General features: G+C 72.1%; 10 protein-coding genes. 3 read left to right on the plus strand and 7 right to left on the minus strand.

What is annotated here, in order from left to right:
* Nucleotides 1-35: 35 nt before the first annotated feature.
* Nucleotides 36-2,129 (minus strand): phosphate acetyltransferase, encoded by a 2,094-nt coding sequence (pta, locus tag ACIPXB_RS22490; RefSeq protein ID WP_401452583.1) that lies wholly within the window; start codon nt 2,127-2,129, stop codon nt 36-38.
* 158 nt (nt 2,130-2,287) lie between these two features.
* Between pta and ACIPXB_RS22495 the strand changes: the two genes are divergently transcribed.
* Nucleotides 2,288-3,313, plus strand: a complete 1,026-nt coding sequence (locus tag ACIPXB_RS22495; RefSeq protein ID WP_401452585.1) for an ATP-dependent 6-phosphofructokinase — start codon at nt 2,288-2,290, stop codon at nt 3,311-3,313.
* A gap of 120 nt (nt 3,314-3,433) precedes the next feature.
* On the opposite strand, the gene ACIPXB_RS22500 is transcribed toward ACIPXB_RS22495, so the two are convergent.
* From ACIPXB_RS22500 to ACIPXB_RS22520, 5 genes are all read right to left on the minus strand, one after another.
* Entirely contained in the window at nt 3,434-4,147 is a 714-nt protein-coding gene (locus tag ACIPXB_RS22500) for a helix-turn-helix domain-containing protein (protein ID WP_401452587.1), read from the minus strand.
* Between the two features lie 259 nt (nt 4,148-4,406).
* Nucleotides 4,407-6,695 (minus strand): 1,4-alpha-glucan branching enzyme, encoded by a 2,289-nt coding sequence (glgB, locus tag ACIPXB_RS22505; RefSeq protein ID WP_401452588.1) that lies wholly within the window; start codon nt 6,693-6,695, stop codon nt 4,407-4,409.
* Nucleotides 6,692-8,104: a phosphotransferase gene (locus tag ACIPXB_RS22510; protein ID WP_401452590.1), complete on the minus strand. Its 1,413-nt coding sequence runs from the start codon at nt 8,102-8,104 to the stop codon at nt 6,692-6,694. The genes glgB and ACIPXB_RS22510 overlap by 4 nt, the downstream gene beginning before the upstream one ends.
* 161 nt (nt 8,105-8,265) lie before the next feature.
* Nucleotides 8,266-9,960, minus strand: coding sequence for a maltose alpha-D-glucosyltransferase (gene treS / locus ACIPXB_RS22515; protein WP_401452592.1), 1,695 nt, complete (start codon nt 9,958-9,960; stop codon nt 8,266-8,268).
* A complete protein-coding gene (locus ACIPXB_RS22520) occupies nt 9,957-11,951 on the minus strand; it encodes a maltotransferase domain-containing protein (protein WP_401452594.1) in 1,995 nt (664 codons plus the stop codon). Before ACIPXB_RS22520 ends, treS begins: the two co-directional genes overlap by 4 nt.
* Before the next feature lie 618 nt (nt 11,952-12,569).
* Between ACIPXB_RS22520 and glgP the strand changes: the two genes are divergently transcribed.
* A complete protein-coding gene (gene glgP / locus ACIPXB_RS22525) occupies nt 12,570-15,230 on the plus strand; it encodes an alpha-glucan family phosphorylase (RefSeq protein WP_401452596.1) in 2,661 nt (886 codons plus the stop codon).
* A 274-nt stretch (nt 15,231-15,504) separates the two neighbouring features.
* Nucleotides 15,505-16,002: a hypothetical protein gene (locus ACIPXB_RS22530; RefSeq protein WP_401452598.1), complete on the plus strand. Its 498-nt coding sequence runs from the start codon at nt 15,505-15,507 to the stop codon at nt 16,000-16,002.
* Between the two features lie 96 nt (nt 16,003-16,098).
* Here the strand turns inward: ACIPXB_RS22530 and ACIPXB_RS22535 are convergent, their stop codons facing one another.
* Complete coding sequence (locus tag ACIPXB_RS22535; protein ID WP_401452600.1) at nt 16,099-18,366, minus strand: M4 family metallopeptidase; 2,268 nt, start codon at nt 18,364-18,366, stop codon at nt 16,099-16,101.
* Between the last annotated feature and the right edge of the window lie 55 nt (nt 18,367-18,421).

Below are 18,421 nucleotides of genomic sequence, written 5' to 3' on the forward strand. Positions count from 1 at the left end.
GGGGCGGTGGGGCGGTGGGGCGGTGGGCGGGGTGGCTAGCGGGACGGCGCCGGGGCCGGGGCCGGGGCCTGGGACTGGATGGCGGTGATCGCCACCGTGGTGACGATGTCCTGCACCAGCGCCCCGCGCGAGAGGTCGTTGACCGGCTTGCGCAGACCCTGCAGCACCGGCCCGACCGCGACGGCGCCCGCGGAGCGCTGCACGGCCTTGTACGTGTTGTTGCCCGTGTTGAGGTCCGGGAAGATCAGTACGGTCGCCCGCCCGGCCACCTCGGAGCCCGGCAGCTTGGTCGCCGCCACCGACGGCTCCACGGCCGCGTCGTACTGGATCGGGCCCTCGATCAGCAGGTCGGGCCGCTGCTCGCGGACGATCTCGGTGGCCTTGCGCACCTTGTCCACGTCCGCGCCCGAGCCGGAGGTGCCGGTGGAGTACGACAGCATCGCGATCCGGGGTTCGACGCCGAAGGCGGCGGCGGTGGCGGCCGACTGGACGGCGATGTCCGCGAGCTGCTCGGCGTCCGGGTCCGGGTTGACCGCGCAGTCGCCGTAGACGAGGACCTTGTCGGCCAGGCACATGAAGAAGACCGAGGAGACGATCGAGGCTTCCGGCTTGGTCTTGATGATCTCGAAGGCCGGCCGGATGGTCGCGGCCGTGGAGTGCACCGAACCGGAGACCATGCCGTCGGCCAGGCCCATCTGGACCATCAGCGTGCCGAAGTAGTTGACGTCGGTGACCACGTCGGCGGCCAGCTCGACCGTCATGCCCTTGTGGGCACGGGCCTGGGCGTAGTACTCGGCGAACCGTTCCCGCAGCCGGGAGGTGGCCGGGTCGATCAGCTGCGCCCCGGAGACGTCGACGCCCAGGTCGGCGGCCTTCTTCAGGATCGCCTGCTCCTCGCCGAGCAGGGTCAGGTCGCACACCCCCCGGCGCAGCACCACGTCCGCGGCGCGCAGCACCCGCTCCTCGGTGCCCTCGGGCAGCACGACCCGGCGCCGGTCGGAGCGGGCCCGCTCCAGCAGCTCGTGCTCGAACATCATCGGCGTGACGCGCTCGGAGCGGGCCACCGACAGCAGGTCGCGCAGCTCGCCGGTGTCCACGTGCCGTTCGAACAGGCCCAGCGCGGTCTCCAGCTTGCGCGGGGTGGCGGAGTTCAGCCGGCTCTGCAGCGAGAAGAGCTCGGCGGCCGTCGGGAAGCTGTTGCCGGCCACCGAGACCACCGGGGTGCCGGGCGCGAGCTTCGAGGCCATGTCCAGGATGTGCGGGGCCGGGCGCTCGTTCAGGGTGAGCAGCACGCCCGCGATGGCCGGGGTGCCGGAGGTGTGCGCGGCCAGCGCGCCGACCACCAGGTCGGAGCGGTCGCCGGGGGTGACGACCAGGCAGCCGGGGGTCAGGGCGTTGAGGAAGTTCGGCAGCATCGCGCCGCCGAAGACGAAGTCGAGGGCGTCCCGGGCCAGGCCCGCCTCGTCGCCGAGCAGCACCTCGCCGCCGAGCTCGCGGGTGATCTGGGCGACCGTCGGGGCGGAGAGCGACTTGTCGTCCGGCAGCACGTAGCAGGGCACGGGCAGCCGGGCGGCGAGCCGCTCGGCTATGACCTCGCGGTCCTCGGCGGCCACCCGGTTGACGACCATGGCGACGACCTCGCAGCCCAGGCTCTCGTAGGCGCGGTAGGCGTTGCGGGCCTCGGCGCGCACGGCCTCGGCGGACTGCTTGGTGCCGCCGACCACGGGGACGACGAGCGCGCCGAGCTCGTTGGCCAGCCGCGCGTTGAGCGCGAGCTCGTCGGGGAGGCTGGTCTCGGCGTAGTCGGTGCCGAGGACCAGCATGACCTCGTAGTCGCGGGCGGCCCGGTGGAAGCGGTCGACCAGCTGGGAGACCAGCTCGTCGGTGCCCTTTTCGGCCAGGATCACCGAGGCCTCGTGGTAGTCCATGCCGAACGCCGTCGAGGCGTCCTGCTCCAGCCGGTAGCGGGCCTTGAGCAGGTCGAAGAGCCGGTCCGGCGCATCGTGCAGCAGTGGCCGGTAGACGCCGACGCGGCCGGTCCGGCGGGTCAGCATCTCCATGATTCCCAGCTCGACGACCTGCCGGCCGTCCCCCCGGTCGGTACCGGTCACGTACACGCTGCGCGTCACGCGTGCTCTCCGTCCATACTCACGAGTCGAATTTCCCCGTTAAGGTGGGCTTGACCTCTTGACAATACCCTTGCGGATGGATAGTGCGCCCGCTAGGAAAAAGGGCCCGCGAGCGGTGGGCCCAAAGCCCCATGACCAGGAGCAGGAGACACAGCACGATGCGTATCGGAGTTCTCACCGCGGGCGGCGACTGCCCGGGCCTCAACGCTGTCATCCGTTCGGTGGTCCACCGCGCGGTCGTGGGCCACGGTGACGAGGTCATCGGCTTCGAGGACGGCTTCAAGGGCCTGCTCGACGGGCACTACCGCCCCCTCGGCATCAACGAGGTCAGCGGCATCCTGGCCCGTGGCGGAACGATTCTGGGCTCCGCCCGCATGGAGCGCGCCCGGCTGCACGAAGCCGCCGAGAACGCCCACGAACTGGCCACGCGGTACGGCATCGACGCCCTGATCCCGATCGGCGGCGAGGGCACCCTGACGGCCGCCCGGATGCTCTCCGACGCCGGCATGCCGGTCGTGGGCGTGCCCAAGACCATCGACAACGACATCTCCTCCACCGACCGCACCTTCGGCTTCGACACCGCCGTCACGGTCGCCACCGAGGCCATAGACCGCCTGAAGACCACCGCCGAGTCCCACCAGCGCGTGATGGTCGTCGAGGTCATGGGCCGGCACGCGGGCTGGATCGCCCTGGAGTCCGGCATGGCCGGCGGTGCCCACGGCATCTGTCTGCCCGAGCGCCTCTTCGAGGTCGACGACCTGGTCAAGATGGTCGAGGAGCGCTTCTCGCGCGGCAAGAAGTTCGCCGTCATCTGTGTCGCCGAGGGAGCGCACCCGGCCGAGGGCTCCATGCCGTACGAGCGGGGCGCGATCGACGCGTACGGGCACGAGCGCTTCGCCGGCATCGGCAACCGGCTCGCCGTCGAGCTGGAGCGGCGCCTGGGCAAGGAGGCCCGCCCGGTCATCCTCGGCCACGTCCAGCGCGGCGGCACGCCGACCGCGTACGACCGGGTGCTCGCCACCCGCTTCGGCTGGCACGCGGTGGAGGCCGTCCACCGCGGCGACTTCGGGAACATGACCGCCCTGCGCGGCACCGACATCGTGATGGCGCCGCTGGCCGAGGCCGTCACCGAGCTCAAGACCGTCCCGGAGTCGCGGATGTTCGAGGCCGAATCGGTCTTCTGACCGGTACGGCGGGTACGGGGGCCGGGAGCCGGGGGCCGGGAGCCGGCGAACTCGGTCCCCTTTTCCCGTGGCCGTTCGGCCCCGCCCGGTGCCCGTCGCGGACCGGCCGGGGCCGTCCTCTCACTCCGCCGAGCGCGCCAGCGCCCAGAACCGGTCCACGATGCCGGCCAGGAACTCCCGCCCCGCGTCCCCGCTGCCGGCGTCCCCGGCCGCGCCGCCCCAGCTGAGCGTCGCCACCATCCGCGCCTGGTACTCGTCGTGGAGCCTGCCGAGCACCCGCTCCAGGTGGGGGCGCGGTACCGGCAGCAGCTTGGCGAGCGGTTTGACGTACGCCTGCCAGCGCGTGGTGACCGCGCTGCGCAGCAGTCCGGCGAGCTCCTCCTGCTTGCCGGTGGCGGCCACGAACTGCGGCAGGGTCAGCTGCAGGACGGTCGCCAGCGCCGCCGACTGGCGCTCGTTGCCCTTCCAGCGGCCGGTGTCCTCCATCTTCTGGTAGGAGTTCGCGTCCAGGCCCAGCCGCCGGGCCAGTTCGTCGGGGGCCAGCCCCCGCGCGACACGGTGCTCGCGCAGGGTGACCGGTTCGGCGAGCAGCTCCCCGGGGGAGCACCACAGCACGCCGGCCAGCGCGGTCAGCTCCGCCTGGCTCGGCGAGATCTCGCCGCGCTCCCAGGCCATGACGGTCTCGGGTTCGACGAGGACTCCGTACTGGGCGCGCAGTCCGTACGCGACGTGGCCGGGCGCCATACCCAGCGCGGCCCGCAGGCGGCGGGCGGCGGGGGCGTTGAAGGGGGGGCTCTGGTGCACGAGGCACACCGTAGGAGTTGATGGGGTCATCCGACTACAGGTTGTTCGCCCAAGGTCACAACTCGTAGGAAAGTCCTAGGAAGTGCGGCACTTTCGGCCGCTTTCCCGGCGACTGTCCGGTAATCGGACCAGGCGGGGTGAACCGTCCACTCCGCACACCCGTGATCCCTGGTACGGGGGCCCTCCCCGACGGGGGTGGCGAGGGCCCCCGCCGAAACGATCACCCGCCCCGACCCGTACGTCAAGGCATCCGGCCGGCCCCGCGCGGCGGCGGGGCCGGCGGCGGCCGCTACGGCACGAGCCAGAGCGTCGTCAGCGGCGGCAGCGTCATGCGCAGGCTCCGCGGCCGCCCCTGGGCCGGCCGGCGCTGCGGCTTCAGCCGGAGCGCGTTGCGCACCCCGCTGCCGCCGTAGCGCGGGTCGTCGGTGTTGAGGACCTCCCGCCAGACGGGGACGTCCTCGGGCACCCCGACCCGGTAGTCGTGCCGTACCACCGGCGAGAAGTTCGAGACCGCCAGCAGCGGCGAGCCGTCCGCCGCGTACCGCAGGAACGCGAACACGTTGTCGTCGGCCGCGTCCGCCTCCACCCAGGCGAACCCTTCCGGCACCGCGTCGCGCTCCCACAGCGCGGGCGTCGCCGCGTACGTCAGGTTCAGGTCCCGGACCAGCTCGCGCACCCCGCGGTGGTCGTCGGCGGCCGTGTACGAGGGGTCCAGCAGCCACCAGTCCGGGCCGTGGGACTCCGCCCACTCGGCGCCCTGCGCGAACTCCTGCCCCATGAACAGCAGCTGCTTGCCCGGGTGCGCCCACATGTAGCCCAGGTACGCGCGGTGCGTGGCCCGCTGCTGCCACCAGTCGCCCGGCATCTTGGACACCAGCGACCGCTTGCCGTGCACCACCTCGTCGTGCGAGATCGGCAGCACGTAGTTCTCGCTGTACGCGTACACCATCCCGAACGTCATGTCGTGGTGGTGGTACTTGCGGTGCACCGGCTCCTTCGACACGTACCGCAGCGTGTCGTGCATCCAGCCCATGTTCCACTTCAGCCCGAAGCCCAGGCCCCCGGAGTCCGTCGGCCGCGTCACCCCGTCCCAGGCCGTGGACTCCTCCGCGATCGTCACCACCCCCGGGCAGCGCCGGTACACGGTCGCGTTCATCTCCTGGAGCATTGCCACCGCGTCCCAGTTCTCCCGGCCGCCGTGCTCGTTCGGCGCCCACTCGCCCTCCTCGCGCGAGTAGTCGAGGTAGAGCATCGAGGCCACCGCGTCCACCCGGATGCCGTCCACGTGGAACTCCTGGCACCAGTAGACGGCGTTCGCCACCAGGAAGTTGCGGACCTCCTTGCGCCCGTAGTCGAACTCCAGCGTCCCCCAGTCCGGATGCGCGGCCCGGCGCGGGTCGTGGTGCTCGTACAGCGGCCGCCCGTCGAACTCGGCCAGCGCCCAGTCGTCGCGCGGGAAGTGCGCCGGCACCCAGTCGACGATCACCCCGATCCCGGCCCGGTGCAGGGCGTCGACGAGGAAGCGGAAGTCGTCCGGGGTGCCCAGCCGGGAGGTCGGCGCGTAGAAGCCGGTGACCTGGTAGCCCCACGAGCCGCCGAAGGGGTGCTCGGCGACCGGCATGAACTCCACGTGCGTGAAGCCCAGTTCCTTCACATACCCCGGCAGCTGTTCGGCCAGCTGCCGGTAGCTCAGGCCCGGCCGCCACGACGCCAGGTGCAGCTCGTACACCGAGAACGGCGCCCGGTGCACCGGGCGGGCGCCGCGGCCCGCCATCCACTCCTCGTCCTGCCACACGTGGTGCGAGGCCGTCACGATCGAGGCGGTCGCCGGCGGCACCTCGGTCCGCCGCGCCATCGGGTCCGCGCGCACCGTGTGCGAGCCGTCCGGGCGGGCGATGTCGTACTTGTACAGGGCGCCCTCGCCGATCCCCGGCACGAACAGCTCCCACACCCCGCTCGCGCCCAGCGACCGCATCGGGTACGCCCCCGCGTCCCAGTACGAGAAGTCGCCGGTGACCCGCACGCCCTGCGCGTTCGGCGCCCACACCGTGAACCGGGTGCCGGCCACGCCCTGGTGCTCCATCGGCCGCGCGCCCAGCGCCGTCCACAGCTCCTCGTGCCGGCCCTCGCCGATCAGGTGCAGGTCCAGCTCGCCCAGCGCCGGCAGGAACCGGTAGGGGTCGTGGATCTCCACGTCGTCGCCGTCGTACGTCACCAGCAGCCGGTAGTCGGGCACGGCCGTCATCGGCAGCAGGGCGGAGAACAGCCCGTCGCCGTCGTCGTGCAGCTCCGCCCGCAGCCCCTTGGCCACGACGGTCACCGCCTTGGCGTACGGGCGCAGGGCCCGGAACGCCACACCGCCCCGCAGGGTACGGGCGCCCAGCACCGCGTGCGGATCGTGGTGCCGGCCCTCCAGCAGCCGCTGCCGGGTGTCCGCGTCGAGCGCGGGCGCGGGACGGACCCCGTTCGCCGGGGCGGCCCTGCGGGCCCGGGGCGCGCGGGGGGTGCGGGGTGGGCGCGCGGTCTCGGCGGGGGCCTCGGCGCTGACGGTCGTGGACGGCTGTCGGGCGGCGCTCACGGGTGCGGCCTCCTTGGCGGCGGTGAGGTGGGGGAGGGGGGAGGGGGAGAGGTCGGGGGAGCCGCGCCCGCGGCCAGCCGGCGGATCGCGGCCATGGGCACGTGCATCCAGTCGGGGCGGTGCCGGGACTCGTAGCGGGCCTCGTAGACCGCCTTGTCCGTCTCGTACGCGCGCAGCAGCACCGGGTCCTCGCGCGGGTCGCGGCCGGTGGTGACCGCGTAGCCCGCGCAGAACGCGGCACGGCAGGCGTCCGCCCAGGCCGGGGCGAACGGGCGGTGGGAGCGGGCGGCGTAGTCGAAGGAGCGCAGTATCCCGGCGATGTCGCGGACGGCCGGTTCGGGACGGCGGCGGTCGGCGAGCGGCCGGGCCGGCTCGCCCTCGAAGTCGATCAGCGTCCAGCTGCCGTCGGCAGTGCGCAGCGTCTGCCCCAGGTGCAGGTCGCCGTGGATCCGCTGGGCGGGCACGGTCAGCGCCCGGGAGGCGGCCAGCGCGTCGAAGGCCTGGCGCAGCCCGGCCTCGAAGGGGCGCAGCGCCGGGACCTCGCGGACGGTCGCCGCGAGCCGCGCGGTCATCCCGGCGGCGAGCCGGGCGGTCTGCTCGGGGCCCAGCGCCAGGGTGGGCAGGGCGCCCGCGAGCGCGCTGTGCACCTCGGCGGTGGCCCGGCCCAGCGCGTGCGCCTCGGCGGTGAAGTCGGCGCCCGCGCCCAGCCGGCGCAGCGCCAGCTGCCAGCCGTCGTCGGACCCGCGCAGGTACGGCTGGAGCACGCCGAGGGTGAGCGGCTCGCCCCCGGGCAGCTCCGCCTCGTACCAGGCGACCGGCGCGGGCACCCGGGCGCAGCCGGCCGCGGCCAGCGCCCGCGGCAGCTCCAGGTCCGGGTTGACGCCCGGGCCCACCCTGCGGAAGACCTTCAGGATGTAGGCGTCCCCGTAGATCAGCGAGGAGTTGGTCTGCTCCCCGGACAGCGGCCGGGGGGCGAGGGCGGCCGGGATCAGGGTCAGCGGGTCGCGGTCGAACCGCAGCGGGCCCAGGCTCCCGGGCGTGCGCAACCGTTCCAGCAGCAGCGCCGCCAGCCGGGGGTCGCCCAGCCCCTCGTAGACGATCTGGCCGGCGTACGGCCCCTCCTCGGCGCGCCCGATCCGCGCGGGCCCGAGGGCCGGCGGCAGGGCGGGACGGACGCCCAGCAGCAGCTGGTAGCAGTCGCCGTCCACGTCGAGCAACAGGTGCAGCAGGCCGGGGGCGGAACCCGGCGGCAGCAGTTCGGCCGCCGAGATCATCCGCAGCCGGCCGATCTCCCGGCCCTTACCTGCGAACCATCGCTGGGCGGGGAGCCAGGCCCGCAGCATCGGCTCCAGGGGGCCGAGTGCCGTCGCGCCCGTGGTCCCGGTCCCGGCGGATGCAGCCTCCGACATGGCGTCGCGTCCTTTCCCCGGGCCGTCACGAAATGCGCAGAATCCGCAGAGTGTCCCGGATCGCGGCAGTGCTTCTCCGGTGGTGTGCGAGTGTCGGGTCAGGATGATCCGTACAGGGCGGGCGATTGACCCGTTCGCGCCGCCCGCCCCGTACCGCCCGGCTACTCGGTGCGCAGCCGGAACCAGTAGAAGCCGTGCCCGGCCAGCGTCAGCAGGTACGGCCACTCGCCGATCGGCGGGAAGCGCACGTCACCCGTGAGCTCCACCGGGACCCGCCCGTTGAACGACCGCAGGTCCAGCTCCGTCGGCTGCGCGAAGCGCGAGAAGTTGTGCACGCACAGGACGAGGTCGTCCCCGTACTCCCGCAGGAACGCGAGCACCGCCGGATTCGACGACGGCAGCTCGGAGTACGAGCCGAGGCCGAAGGCGGGGTTCGCCTTGCGGACCTCGATCAGGCGCCGGGTCCAGTGCAGCAGCGAGGACGGGGAGGACATCGCGGCCTCGACGTTGGTCACCTGGTACCCGTAGACCGGGTCCATGATGACCGGCAGGTTCAGCCTGCCCGGATCGCAGGAGGAGAAACCGGCGTTGCGGTCGGGGGTCCACTGCATCGGGGTGCGCACGCCGTCGCGGTCGCCCAGCCAGATGTTGTCGCCCATGCCGATCTCGTCGCCGTAGTAGAGGATCGGCGAGCCGGGCAGGGACAGCAGCAGGGCGGTGAACAGCTCGATCTGGTGCCGGTCGTTGTCCAGCAGCGGGGCGAGCCGGCGCCGGATGCCGATGTTGGCGCGCATCCGGGGGTCCTTGGCGTACTCGGCGTACATGTAGTCGCGCTCTTCGTCCGTGACCATTTCGAGGGTCAGCTCGTCGTGGTTGCGGAGGAAGATGCCCCACTGGCAGCGCTCGGGGATCTTCGGCGTCTTGGCCAGGATCTCGGAGACGGGGTAGCGCGACTCACGGCGTACCGCCATGAAGATGCGGGGCATCACGGGGAAGTGGAACGCCATGTGGCATTCGTCCCCGCCGTTCTCGTAGTCGCCGAAGTAGTCGACGACGTCTTCCGGCCACTGGTTGGCCTCCGCGAGCAGCACGGTGTCCGGGTAGTGCGCGTCGATCTCCGCCCGTACCCGCTTGAGGAGCTGGTGGGTGCGCGGGAGGTTCTCGCAGTTGGTGCCCTCCTCCGCGTAGAGGTAGGGCACGGCGTCCAGGCGGAAGCCGTCGATGCCGAGGTCGAGCCAGAAGCGCAGCGCCGAGACGATCTCCTCCACCACGGCCGGGTTCTCGTAGTTGAGGTCCGGCTGGTGCGAGAAGAAGCGGTGCCAGTAGTACTGCTTGCGTACCGGGTCGTACGTCCAGTTCGAGGTCTCGGTGTCCACGAAGATGATCCGGGCGTCCTGGTACTGCTTGTCGTTGTCGGCCCACATGTAGTAGTCGCCGTACGGCCCGTCCGGGTCCTTGCGGGACTGCTGGAACCACTCGTGCTGGTCGCTCGTGTGGTTCATGACGAAGTCGATGATCACCCGCATGCCGCGCTGGTGCGCGGCGTCCACGAATTCGACGAAGTCGGCGAGGTCGCCGAATTCGGGGAGGACGGAGGTGTAGTCGGAGACGTCGTAGCCGCCGTCCCGCAGCGGCGAGGCGAAGAAGGGCGGCAGCCACAGGCAGTCCACGCCGAGCCACTGGAGGTAGTCCAGCTTGGCCGTCAGGCCCCTGAGGTCGCCGACTCCGTCCCCGTTGCTGTCGTGGAACGAGCGGACGAGGACCTCGTAGAACACCGCGCGCTTGAACCAGTCGGGATCGCGGTCCTTGGCGGGGGTGTCCTCGAAGGTGTCGGGTACGGGATCGTTGATCATCATGTGGTGGGTGACCCTCCGGTGGGCGGGGACGGTCGCAGAGCCGCAAGCACGTGCGCGGGCGTTCGGCCCGGCTCCAGGCGCACGTAGTTCGCCCTGCCCCAGTGATAGGTCTCGCCGGTGAGCTCGTCGCGCACCGCGAGGGACCCGTGCCAGTCGAGGCCGAGTACCGGCATGTCCAACGAGACCGTGGCCTCCTGGGTGTGGTGCGGATCGAGGTTGACGACCACCAGTACGGAATCGGCGCCACTGTGCTTGGAATAGGCGATCACCTGGTCGTTGTCGGTCCGGTGGAAATGCAGGTCGCGCAGCTGCTGGAGGGCCGGGTGACGGCGGCGCAGCCGGTTCAGCGTGGTGATCAGCGGGGCGATCGTGCGGCCCTCGCGGTCGGCCGCCGCCCAGTCGCGCGGCTTGAACTGGTACTTCTCCGAATCCAGGTACTCCTCACTGCCCTCCCGCAGCGGGGTGTTCTCGCACAGCTCGTAGCCGGCGTAGACGCCCCAGGTCGGCGAGAGGGTCGCGGCGAGCACCGCACGGACCTCGAAGGCGGGACGGCCGCCGTGCTGGAGGTAGGCGTGCAGGATGTCCGGGGTGTTCACGAAGAAGTTCGGGCGCATCACGGCCGCCGACTCCGGACCCGTCAGCTCCGTCAGATAGTCGGTCAGCTCCTGCTTGGTGTTGCGCCAGGTGAAGTACGTGTACGACTGCTGGAAGCCGACGGCGGCCAGGGCGCGCATCATGGCCGGCCGGGTGAACGCCTCCGCCAGGAAGATCACGTCCGGGTCGGTCTTGTTGATCCGGCCGATCACCTTCTCCCAGAAGACCACCGGCTTGGTGTGCGGGTTGTCCACCCGGAAGATCCGGACCCCGTGCTCCATCCAGAACCGCAGCACCCGCTCCGTCTCCTCGACGATGCCGGCCATGTCCGTGTCGAAGTGCAGCGGGTAGATGTCCTGGTACTTCTTCGGCGGGTTCTCGGCGTACGCGATCGTCCCGTCCGCCCGGTGGCGGAACCACTCCGGGTGCTTCTCCACCCACGGGTGGTCCGGGGAGCACTGCAGCGCGAAGTCGAGCGCCACCTCCATGCGCAGCTCACGGGCGCGCGCCACGAAGTGGTCGAAGTCCTCGATCGTGCCGAGGTCGGGGTGGACCGCGTCGTGCCCGCCCTCCGGCGAGCCGATCGCCCACGGCACGCCCGGGTCCCCGTCCCCGGCCGACAGGGTGTTGTTCGCCCCCTTGCGGAAGCGCGTGCCGATCGGGTGGACCGGCGGCAGGTAGACCACGTCGAAACCCATGGCGGCGACGGCGGTCAGCCGCTCCGCGGCCGTCCGGAACGTCCCGCTGACCGGCGGCGCGCCCGGGGTGAGCACCGCCCCCTCCGAGCGCGGGAACAGCTCGTACCAGGAGCCGAACAGCGCCCGCTTGCGCTCCACCAGGACCGGCACCGGCTTCGAGGCGCTCACCAGCTCGCGGTACGGCTTGCGGGCCAGCGCCGCGTCCACCGGCTCCGCGAGCGCCGCCCGCAGCCGCACCTCGGCCGGCCGGCCCTCGTCGCGCAGCGCGTCGGCCGCGGCCAGCACGGCCTCGCGGCCGTCCCGCTTGGGGATCCTGGCCGCCGCCCGCTCGTACAGTTCCGCGCCCTCCAGGCACACCAGCTCCGTGTCGATCCCGGCCGGGATCTTGATCGCCGCGTGCGCCCGCCAGGTCGCGACCGGGTCGCTCCACGCCTCGACGGTGTACGTCCACCTCCCCTCGGTCTCGGCCGAGACCCGGGCGCCCCACCGGTCGGTCCCGGGGGCGAGCTCGCGCAGCGGCACCGCGGGCCGGACCCGGCCCTTGGGGTCGCGCAGCACGACGTGGGCGGCCACCGCCTCGTGCCCCTCGCGGAACACGGTGGCGGAGATCTCGAACACCTCGCCCACGACCGCCTTGGCGGGTCTGGCGCCGCAGTCGACGGCGGGGCGGACGTCCAGCACGGGAATGCGACCGATCATGATGGGATCACCTGGGGGCAGTTCGCGGGACTCGGTGACAACGACGCGGCCGATGCTCCGGCCGGTTGTGCACGCTCTGTTCGCTCTGTTTCTAGCCGCTCCGTCGACGGCTGCGCTGCGGGCATGGCCGCTCCTGTCCGCGTTCACTCGGGTGGCGGGGAGAGGTGGGGGGCGTGTGCGCCGTGAGCTGTACGCGGGAGCCCTTCCCACTCCTCGGCCGCACAATCCGCGCGCTTGGTTAACTACTCGTACGTAGGCGCGCACGCAAGGGTTGTCCTCGACCCGACATCGAGCGGTTCTTCGTCAACTCCACTTGTACGCATGCCGGGTGATGGCCGTCACGGGGGTGACGCGTGGGTGGGGGGATACGGGGGAGGCGTGTTGACGCAACCCCGTACGAAGAGTGGCGGCGCCGGCCGCCCGGCGGACGCCCCGGCGCCCCCGCCGTGAATCCGGCCGGAACCCGACCCCCCCCGGGAGCCGGCGGCCGGTGCCGGAGGGGCGCTCGAGGCGGCATGGTCGCCGGTGCGGGGCGGCGCTAGCCTTCCGGGGGTGATGCTCGGGTGCACAGCGTGGTGCGTCCGCTTCGATCCGTAATCCCCTGCGAAGGTGGAACACGTGAAGGCTATCCGTCGATTCACCGTGCGCCCCGTCCTGCCCGTACCCCTCTCCCCCCTCGCCGACCTCGCGCGCAATCTGCGCTGGTCATGGCATGCGGAAACCCGGGAACTCTTCCACACCGTCGACCCCGAGGGCTGGCAGGCCGCCGGCGGCGATCCCGTCCGGCTGCTGGGATCCGTCTCCGCCACCCGTCTGGAAGAACTGTCCGGCGATCGGAGGTTCCTGCGCCGCCTCGGCGCCGCCGCCGCCGATCTCGACGACTATCTGAAGGGAGAACGGTGGTACCAGGCCCAGGGCGCGGACAGCGCCCTGCCCGCCGGTATCGCCTACTTCTCGCCCGAGTTCGGCATCACCGCCGCCCTGCCCCAGTACTCCGGCGGCCTCGGCATCCTCGCCGGCGACCACCTCAAGGCCGCCAGCGACCTCGGCGTCCCCCTCATCGGCGTCGGGCTCCTCTACCGCCACGGCTACTTCCGCCAGACCCTCTCCCGCGACGGCTGGCAGCAGGAGCACTACCCCGTCCTCGACCCCAACGAGCTCCCGGTGAGCCTGCTGCGCGCCGCGGACGGCTCCGCCGCCCGCGTCACGCTCACCCTCCCCGGCGGCCGCGCCCTGCACGCGCACATCTGGCAGGCCCGGGTGGGCCGGGTCCCGCTGCTGCTCCTCGACTCCGACGTCGAGGACAACGACGCCGGCGCCCGCGAGGTGACCGACCGGCTCTACGGCGGCGGCAGCGACCACCGGCTGCTCCAGGAGATGCTGCTCGGCATCGGCGGCGTCCGCGCCGTACGCCTCTACTGCGACCTGACCGGCCACCCCGCCCCCGAGGTCTTCCACACCAACGAGGGCCACGCCGGCTTCCTCGGCCTCGAACGCATAAGGGAACTCGCCGGGGAACACGGCCTCGCCTTCGACGCCGCCGTCGAAGCCGTCCGGGCCGGCACCCTGTTCACCACCCACACCCCCGTCCCCGCCGGCATCGACCGCTTCGAGCGCGGACTGGTCGCCCGCCACTTCGGCCACGGTGCCGAACTCGACGGCATCCCCGTCGACCGCATCCTCGAACTCGGCGCCGAGACCTACCCTGGCGGCGACCCCGGCGTCTTCAACATGGCCGTCATGGGCCTGCGGCTGGCCCAGCGCGCCAACGGCGTCTCCACCCTGCACGGGGCGGTCTCCCGCGAGATGTTCGCCGGCCTGTGGCCCGGCTTCGACCCCGCCGACGTCCCCATCACCTCCGTCACCAACGGCGTGCACGCCCCGACCTGGGTCGCCCCCGAGGTGGTCCGCCTCGGCGTCCGCCAGATCGGTGCCGGCCGCACCGAGGACGCCCTGTCCGTCGGCGGCTCGAAGCGCTGGGACGCCGTCGCCGAGATCTCCGACCAGGACATCTGGGACCTGCGGCGGGGCCTGCGCGAGCAGCTCGTCCAGGAGGTGCGCGACCGGCTGCGCGTCTCGTGGCGCCAGCGCGGCGCGGGCGCCGCCGAACTCGGCTGGGTGGACTCCGTCCTGGACCCGGACGTGCTCACCATCGGCTTCGCGCGCCGCGTGCCCTCGTACAAGCGGCTGACCCTCATGCTCCGCGATCCCGAGCGGCTGCGCCGGCTCCTGCTGGACCCGGAACGCCCCGTGCAGATCGTGGTCGCGGGCAAGGCCCACCCGGCGGACGACGGCGGCAAGCGGCTGGTCCAGGAACTCGTCCGGTTCGCCGACGACCCGCGGGTGCGGCACCGGATCGTCTTCCTGCCCGACTACGGCATGGCGATGGCCCAGAAGCTCTACCCGGGCTGCGACGTGTGGCTGAACAACCCGCTCCGCCCGCTGGAGGCGTGCGGCACCAGCGGGATGAAGGCCGCCCTGAACGGCTGCCTGAACCTGTCCGTCCTGGACGGCTGGTGGGACGAGTGGTTCGAGCCGGACTTCGGCTGGGCCATCCCGACCGCCGACGGTGACGCGACGGACGAGGACCGGCGCGACGACCTGGAGGCGGCCGCCCTCTACGAGCTGATCGAGCAGCGCGTCGCGCCCCGCTTCTACGACCGCGCGGAGCGCGGCGGGCTGCCCGTGCGGTGGATCGAGATGGTCCGGCGCACCCTGGTCTCCCTGGGACCGAAGGTGCTCGCGGGCCGGATGGTGCGCGAGTACGTCGAGCGGCTCTACGCCCCGGCCGCGGCCGCGCACCGCGCCCTGACCCCGGAGTCCGCCCGGGGCCTGGCCGAGTGGAAGACCCGGGTACGGTCGGCCTGGCCGCGGGTCGGAGTGGGCCACGTCGAGGCGCTGGCCGCCACCCCGGTCAACGGCACCGCCGAGCTCGGGGCGACCCTGACGCTGCGCGTCCAGGTCGCGCTGGACACCCTGACGCCGGAGGACGTCGAGGTCCAGGCCGTGGCCGGGCGGGTCGACGCGGAGGACGTCATCAGGGACGGGCGGGCCTTCCCGCTGAAGCCGGCGGCCGGGCCGGATCTGGACGGCAGCTGGCTGTACGAGGGCCCGCTGGCGCTGGACCGCACCGGACCGTTCGGCTACACGGTCCGCATCCTGCCCTCCCACCGCCTGCTGGCGACCCCCGCGGAACTCGGCCTCCTGGCGGCCCCGGCGGACGGCGCCGCCGGCGGGGCGACGGGGGCGGGGGCGGGTCCGGGGGTGGCGCTGCGCTGAGGTGAGGTGTGTCGGGCGGGTCGGGCCGACCCCGGGTCCTCGGTGACGAGGGTCCGGGGTCGGCCCATGTCCCAAGAGCCCGGGGCCGGTCGTTCACGCGCCGGCGCGATCGTGCGTCCGATCCCCCCATTCACCTCACCGGCCAGGGCAGGCTGGGTGAACCTGTGAACGGCGCTCCGGGGAGAAAGGTTTCAGCGCGGGGGTGCGCTCTTAGGCTCCCCGTCGGGATGCCAACCGGACCGGCATCACGACGTGGAAGAACGGAACCCCCCTCATGCGTCTTCGCATCACCGCGGCCGCCTTCGTCGGCGCCCTCGCCCTTGTCCTCCCCACCGGGGCCCAGGCGCTCGCCGACGACGGCAAGGCCTTCAACTACCGCTTCGTGGACGAGAGCGGCAAGGAGCATGCCGCGCAGATCAGTGACCTCGCCGACGGCAAGTGCCTGCCGCTGCACGAGGCCTCCGCCGACCAGAGCCTGGAGGTCTCCAACCAGACCGACTCGGTCGCCCTGCTGTTCGCCGGCAAGGACTGCTCGGGCGAGCCGGTCGTGGCCGCCGGCCCGAACGAGGAGAACGGTGACTTCAAGGCCGGCTCCGTCCGCTTCGAGCAGGTGGCGCAGCAGGAGCCCGGCAAGGCACAGGAGACCGTGACCCCGGGCAAGGCCGACCAGTCCGACATGGCCGACGAGGACGCCGACGACGTCTCCGACGACCTCGCGGAGGACGAGGAGGACGACGACGTCTTCCGCACGATCTTCCGCACCATCGGCTGACGCAGCCGGTAGGCATGGAACAGGGCCGTCCGGGAGGGTCACTCCCGGACGGCCCCGCGTCGTGTCAGCCGGTGCCTCTCACCCGCCCCGAGGGGATCAGAAGGTGAGCTTCCAGCTGTTGATGTAGCCGGTGTCGATGCTGGCGAGGTCCGCGACCCGCAGCTTCCAGACACCCTGGGCGACCTCGGAGGAGGCGTTCACGGTGAACTGCTGGACGATGTTGTCCGCGCTGCCGCCGGTGCGGTTGCGCAGGTTGTAGACGGTGCCGTCGGGGGCGACCAGGTCGACCCGCAGGTCACCGACGTAGGTGTGGACGATGTTGACGTCCACCTTGAGGGCGCTCGGGGCGTTGCCCGTGCGGGTCACGGTGATCGGGGACTCGACCGTGGCGTTGTCCCGGATCTGGTAGTCGGCCGTGTTCTCGAACACGTTCTGCTGGGCGGTGCCGACCGTCCAGGTGAAGGACGCCGTGCCGGTCTGGTTCGCCGAGTCGGTCACGGTGACGGTCACGTTGGACGTGCCCGCCGTGGTGGCCGTACCCGAGATCAGGCCGGTCGAGGAGCTGATCGACAGGCCGGCCGGCAGGCCGGTCGCCGCGTAGCTCAGGGCGCCGGGGTTGGTGCTGGTCGCCTGGACCTGGAGGTTGACCGCCGTGTTGATCTGGGTGGTCTGGTTGGCGATCGGGGTGACCGAGACGCCGGTGACGATGCGGGCGCCGACGTTGACGCCGGCCCAGGCGTTGGCCACGTTGTTGTACGTGGTCGAGCCCTGGCCGTACAGGTCGGCGGCGGCCTGCAGGGTGGCCGTACGGGCGGCCGCGTAGTTGGTGTTCGACTTGAAGTAGCCCACGGTCAGGGCACGGAACCAGATCTTCGACGCGGCGTCCCGGCCGATCGGGGTGACCGGCAGTCCGTCGGAGGTCGGCGAGTCGTAGCTCACGCCGTTGATCACCTTGGGGCCGGAGCCCTCGGAGGCCAGGTAGTACCAGTGGTTGGCCGGGCCCGAGGAGTAGTGGACGTCGATGCCGCCCAGACCCGAGTACCAGGCGTCCTTGGAGGAGCCGTCCCTGCTCGGCTTGTCCATGTAGCGCAGCGGGGTGCCGTCGCCGTTGATGTCGATCTTCTCGCCGATCAGGTAGTCGCCGACGTCGCTGGCGTTGTTGGCGTAGAACTCGACGGCCGCCGCCATGATGTCGGAGGTGGCCTCGTTCAGACCGCCCGGCTCACCGCTGTAGGTCATGTTGCCGGTGACCGAGGTGAGGCCGTGGGTCATCTCGTGCGCGGCGACGTCCGTGGACGTCAGCGGCTTGGCGTTGCCCTCGCCGTCGCCGTACGTCATGCAGAAGCAGGAGTCGCTCCAGAACGCGTTGACGTACGCGTTGCCGTAGTGGACGCGGGTGTAGGGGGACACCCCGTCGTTGCGCAGGCCGTTGCGGCCGTGCACGTTCTTGAAGTAGTCCCACGTGACGGCGGCGCCGTAGTGGGCGTCGGCGGCGGCGGTCTCCAGGTTGGAGGGCTGGCCGTTGCCCCAGACGTCGTCCGGGCCGGAGAAGAGGGTGCCGGTGCCGGAGGAGCCGCGGTTGAGGTTGTACGTCTTGTGGTTGCCGCGGGTGGCGTCGGTCAGGTTGTACGTGCCGCCCGACTGGGAGGTGCCCAGCGTGACCTGACCGCTGTACATGGTGTTGCCGGTGCCGGTCTCGATGGCCTGCCACTCGGTGATCTTGGCGCCCGTCTTGGCGTTGGTGATCACGTGCAGCTCGTTCGGCGTGCCGTCGTGCTGGAGGCCGCCGACGACGGTCTCGTACGCGAGGACGGGCGCGCCCTCGGCCGCCCAGATCACCTTGCGGGCGTTCTTGGAGGGCTTGACCTCCTTGGAGCCCTCGGCGGAGGCCGCGGAGAGCGCCTGGCCCTCGGCGGCGGCCGGGGTCACGGAGGCCTCGGTGTCGGCCACCCGGATGTCGGCGTTGGTCGCCTTGGTCACGCTCTTGGTGACACCGCCCTTGGCGTGCACCGTGAGGTCACCACCGTGCACGGGCAGGCCGGCGAAGGTCCGCTCGTAGGTGGTGTGGGTGGTGCCGTCCACGTCCTTGACGACGTCGCGGACGATCAGCTTCTCCTGGTCGCCGAGGCCGAGGGCCCGAGCCGCCTGCGCGGTCGTGGAGTTGGCGTCGGCGAGGAGCGTCGCACGCTCCGAGGGGCTGAGCTTGAGGGTGGCCGCGCCCGGGTCGGCCTGGGCGACCGAGGCGGCCTGCGACGCGGTGGCGTCGGCGGTCGCGGTTCCGGCCTGGATGCCGACGGCGAGCAACGCGGCCGCGGCTATGAGTGCGCCGGTCGCGGTGGCGCGCCGGTGGGGGGTGGGACTCAACGCAGACTCCTTCTGCAAGGGGGGTTCCGGACGGCTTGGGTGGGCCTCCGGGCAG

Source organism: Streptomyces sp. NPDC090022, assembly GCF_044748145.1.
GTDB lineage: Bacteria > Actinomycetota > Actinomycetes > Streptomycetales > Streptomycetaceae > Streptomyces.

Excerpts from the sequence above, each read along its gene's own strand:
- ACIPXB_RS22530 (WP_401452598.1), top strand. The coding sequence starts at position 15,505 with ATGCGTCTTCGCATCACCGCGGCCGCCTTCGTCGGCGCCCTCGCCCTT.
- ACIPXB_RS22510 (WP_401452590.1), bottom strand. The coding sequence starts at position 8,104 with ATGTCGGAGGCTGCATCCGCCGGGACCGGGACCACGGGCGCGACGGCA.
- ACIPXB_RS22500 (WP_401452587.1), bottom strand. The coding sequence starts at position 4,147 with ATGACCCCATCAACTCCTACGGTGTGCCTCGTGCACCAGAGCCCCCCC.
- treS (WP_401452592.1), bottom strand. The coding sequence starts at position 9,960 with ATGATGATCAACGATCCCGTACCCGACACCTTCGAGGACACCCCCGCC.
- ACIPXB_RS22520 (WP_401452594.1), bottom strand. The coding sequence starts at position 11,951 with ATGATCGGTCGCATTCCCGTGCTGGACGTCCGCCCCGCCGTCGACTGC.
- ACIPXB_RS22495 (WP_401452585.1), top strand. The coding sequence starts at position 2,288 with ATGCGTATCGGAGTTCTCACCGCGGGCGGCGACTGCCCGGGCCTCAAC.